Annotated in this window: 5 protein-coding genes; 3 read left to right on the plus strand and 2 right to left on the minus strand. The window is 69.2% G+C overall.

Translation table 11 applies throughout. The features are described 5' to 3' along the window. Positions 1–241 (minus strand): LysR family transcriptional regulator (locus L995_RS14980; RefSeq protein WP_047472469.1); only part of this gene is annotated, 241 nt, incomplete at its 3' end. Between the two features lie 123 nt (positions 242–364). Here L995_RS14980 and L995_RS14985 point away from each other — a divergent pair. The 3 genes from L995_RS14985 (at position 365) to L995_RS14995 (ending at position 2814) form a co-directional block, all read left to right on the plus strand. Further along, positions 365–1018: an NAD(P)-dependent oxidoreductase gene (locus L995_RS14985; protein ID WP_016448966.1), complete on the plus strand. Its 654-nt coding sequence runs from the start codon at positions 365–367 to the stop codon at positions 1016–1018. 79 nt (positions 1019–1097) lie between these two features. Then, complete coding sequence (locus L995_RS14990) at positions 1098–1487, plus strand: VOC family protein (RefSeq protein WP_016448965.1); 390 nt, start codon at positions 1098–1100, stop codon at positions 1485–1487. Positions 1488–1587: 100 nt separating this feature from the next. Next, on the plus strand, positions 1588–2814 hold the full coding sequence (locus L995_RS14995) for a sugar transporter (protein ID WP_016452582.1): 1227 nt from the start codon (positions 1588–1590) through the stop codon (positions 2812–2814). Between the two features lie 6 nt (positions 2815–2820). Here L995_RS14995 and L995_RS15000 read toward each other — a convergent pair. Then, the coding region (locus L995_RS15000) for an MFS transporter (RefSeq protein WP_047472470.1) at positions 2821–3683 on the minus strand (863 nt) is incomplete at its 5' end.

Here is a 3683-nt window from a genome sequence, read left to right on the forward strand (position 1 = left end):
CCGCGTCCTGGCTGGCGGCCTGTGCCATGGCGGCGCACTGCTGGTAGTAGCGCTCGCCCGTGTCGGTGAGGGCGATCTGCCGGGTGGAGCGGTGCAGCAGGGTGACGCCGCCGTCGCGCTCGAGCTGGCGCACCTGCTGGCTCACGGCCGAGGGGCTCATGCCCAGGGCGCGCGCGGCGGCGCTCATCGATCCGTGCTGCACCACGGCGGCGAAAACGGCCATGCGTTTGTAGTCGTCCATGGGCTGTATTGTGAAGTGGTGCTTCAAGCTGTTGGTGAAAACTGCTGTCTTCCGCAGCGATTGTGAACGGCGTAATCTCAATGCCATCGTGAACAGGCGCCCAGGCGCCGCAAAGGAATGAAGATGAAAGTGGCACTCATTGGCGCAACCGGCTTTGTGGGGTCGGCGGTATTGAAGGAGCTGCTGCAGCGCGGTCACGAGGTCGTGGCCCTGGTGCGCGACCCCGCCAGGCTGGCGGCCCAGCCGCATCTGCACGCCGTGCAGGCCGATGTGCTGGATGCCGCCGCCGTGCAGCGGGCCGTGGCAGGCGCGGACGCCGTGGTCAGCGCCTACAACGCGGGCTGGGGCAATCCCGACATCTATGAGGATTTCATGCGCGGCTCGCGCGCCATCGTGGCGGGCACGAAGGCGGCTGGCGTCAAGCGCTATCTGGTGGTGGGCGGTGCGGGCAGCCTCTACATCGCGCCCGGCAGGCAACTGGTGGACACGCCCGAGTTCCCGGCCGCCATCAAGCCCGGCGCCTCGGCTGCGCGCGATGCCCTCAACGATCTGCAAAAGGAGCAGGGCCTGGACTGGACGATGCTGAGCCCGCCGATTGCCTTGCACCTGGGTGACCATGGCGAGCGCACGGGCCAGTACCGCACGGGCAAGGATGAGCCGTTGATGCAGGCCGACGGCCAGCCCGGCACCATCTCCGCCGCCGATCTGGCCGTGGCCCTGGTCGATGCGCTGGACAAGGGCCTGCACCTGCGCGAGCGCTTTACCGTCGCTTACTGAGCACCGGGGGCTCCCGGCTGGTGCGCAGGCGGCCTCCATGGCATGCTGGTGCCTGTCACGAACAGGCAGGAGCGCCGCCATGATCGACCACACGGGAATCCTCGTATCGGACTTCGACCGCAGCCGGGAGTTTTATGCGCGGGCGCTGGCTCCCCTGGGCTACGAGATCCTGATGGAGCTGTCCGCCGAGCTCACCGGCCACGGCGACACGGCCGGCTTTGGCGAGCCGCCCAAGCCTGATTTCTGGATCACCGGCGGCGAGCCCAACCAGCCGCCCATCCATGTGGCCTTTCGCGTGGACAACCGCAACATGGTCGATGATTTCCACGCGGCCGCCCTGGCCGCAGGCGGGCGCTGCAATGGCGAGCCCGGCCTGCGACCGCACTACCATGACGACTATTACGCAGCCTTCGTGCTCGACCCCGACGGCCACAACATCGAGGCCGTCTGCCACCTGCCGCCCGCCTGAGTCTCCCTGGCGGCACTGGGGCCTGCGCGGCAGCTGACATCAGGCGGTCGCATGGCGCAGCACAATATTGCGCTGCAACAAAAAAGGCCCCACGTTCCCCATGCCCCCTTCCGTTTCCGCTGCGGCCGGCTCCGTTTCCGCGTCATCCACACCCACGGCCGCCCAGGCCTGGCTCAGCGTGATCGCGCTGGCGCTGGGCGCCTTCGTCTTCAATACCACCGAGTTCGTGCCCGTGGGCCTGCTCAGCAGCATTGGCGCGAGCTTTGGCATGCCCACCGAGCAGGTCGGGCTGATGCTGACCATCTATGCCTGGATCGTGGCCCTGGCCTCGCTGCCCTTCATGCTGCTCACGCGCAATGTGGAGCGGCGCAAGCTGCTGATGGGCGTGTTCGCGCTGTTCGTGGCCAGCCATGTGCTGTCGGGCGTGGCCTGGAGCTTTGCGTCGCTCATGGTCAGCCGCATCGGCATCGCGCTGTCGCATGCGGTGTTCTGGTCCATCACGGCCTCGCTGGCCGTGCGCGTGGCGCCGCCCGGCAGGAAGGCCGTGGCGCTGAGCCTGCTGGCCACCGGCACCTCCATGGCCATGGTGCTGGGCATTCCGCTGGGCCGGATCGTGGGCGAATGGCTGGGCTGGCGCACGACGTTCCTGGCCGTGGGCGGGGTGGCCGCCATCGTCATGGTGGCCCTGGCCCGGCTGCTGCCGCGCCTGCCCAGCGAGAACGCGGGCAACCTGGCCAGCGTGCCCATGCTGCTGCGCCGTCCGGCGCTGCTGTCCATCTACATCCTGCTGGTGGTCGTGATCACCGGGCAGTTCACGGCCTACAGCTATATCGAGCCCTTCGTGCAGGACATCGCGGGCTTCGAGGGCAAGGTGACCACGGCCGTGCTGCTGCTGTACGGCGGCATGGGCATCGTGGGCAGCGTGATGTTCAGCTGGTGGGGCCTGCGCCATCCGCGCGGCTTTCTGCTGGCCGCCATTGGCGTGCTGTCGGCCAGCCTGCTGATGCTGGTGCCGGCCTCGGGCCATGAGGCATCGCTCTATGTGATGAGCTCGGTCTGGGGTGTCGCCATGATCTGCTTCGCCCTGGCCATGCAGTCCCAGGTGCTCAAGCTGGCTGCCGACGCCACCGATGTGGGCATGTCCATGTTCTCGGGCATCTTCAACATCGGCATTGGCGGCGGCGCGCTGCTGGGCAGCCAGGTCAGCATGCACGCGGGCATGCAGAACATTGGCTGGATCGGCGGCGGCCTGGTGGCGCTGGGCCTGGCCTGGTGCGTCTGGGCCTTCGTGCGCTGGTCTGCCGGCTTCCAGGCAACGGCGCACTGAAGCGGGTCAGCCGCCGGGTGCCCGCATGGCCTGGGCGTAGCGCTGCGGTGCCAGGCGGGACACCAGCACGCAGACCACGAGCACGGCGGCCATCTGGGCCAGCCAGCCGGCGCCGAATCCGCCCGTGAACTGGTGCAGCCGGGCGATCACATAGGGCGCCAGCGCCGCAATCAGAAAGCCGCCGCCCTGCATCAGCGCATTGAGCGCCCCGGCCTGCGTGGGGTGGGGAAGATGGTCGAGCGCCACCACCATCATCAAGGCGAAGCACCCACCCAGGCCGATGCCGAGTATGACGATGTGGAGCAGCGGCGCCGCATCAGGCCACCAGGCCAGCGCGGCCAGGCCGATGATCTGGCACAGCAGCGTGAACCCCAGCCATGGCCGCCGGTCGGCATGGCGCGCGGCCAGCACGGGCAGGCCCAGCGCGGCGCCGGCCTGGGCCACCGACAGCAGGGCGACCAGGCCGCCGCTTTGCGCGGGGCTCCAGCCGTGCGTCTGGTAGAAGGGCGCAAGCCAGGCCACCATGGCCGCATAGCCGCCGTTGATGAGGCCGAAGCAGGCCATCAGCATCCAGGTGCGCGGGCGCCGGCGCAGCCAGCCGGTGTCTTGCGTGGCGTTGGCCCCTGCCATGGGCGCCGGAGCCGGCAACGCACGCAGCGCATGCCGCGCCAGCGCCATTGCCAGCAGGGCGGGCGCAGTCCACAGCGCCAGCGCAAGGCGCCAATCCAGTCCCCATTGCACGGCCAGCGGCGAAATCTGGGCGCCCAGGGCGCCGCCGCCCATGAGCGCGGCCGAGTACAGCCCCATCATCTGCGCCGTGCGTGCGGGCGACTGGCGCTTGATCAGGCCCGGCAGCACGCCTTGCACCA

Source organism: Delftia sp. ZNC0008 (genome assembly GCF_000799035.1).
GTDB lineage: Bacteria > Pseudomonadota > Gammaproteobacteria > Burkholderiales > Burkholderiaceae_C > Comamonas > Comamonas tsuruhatensis.

What these genes read in the sequence shown, in the direction of transcription:
- L995_RS14985 (WP_016448966.1), top strand. Translation starts at nt 365, where the DNA reads ATGAAAGTGGCACTCATTGGCGCAACCGGCTTTGTGGGGTCGGCGGTA.
- L995_RS14990 (WP_016448965.1), top strand. Translation starts at nt 1,098, where the DNA reads ATGATCGACCACACGGGAATCCTCGTATCGGACTTCGACCGCAGCCGG.
- L995_RS14995 (WP_016452582.1), top strand. Translation starts at nt 1,588, where the DNA reads ATGCCCCCTTCCGTTTCCGCTGCGGCCGGCTCCGTTTCCGCGTCATCC.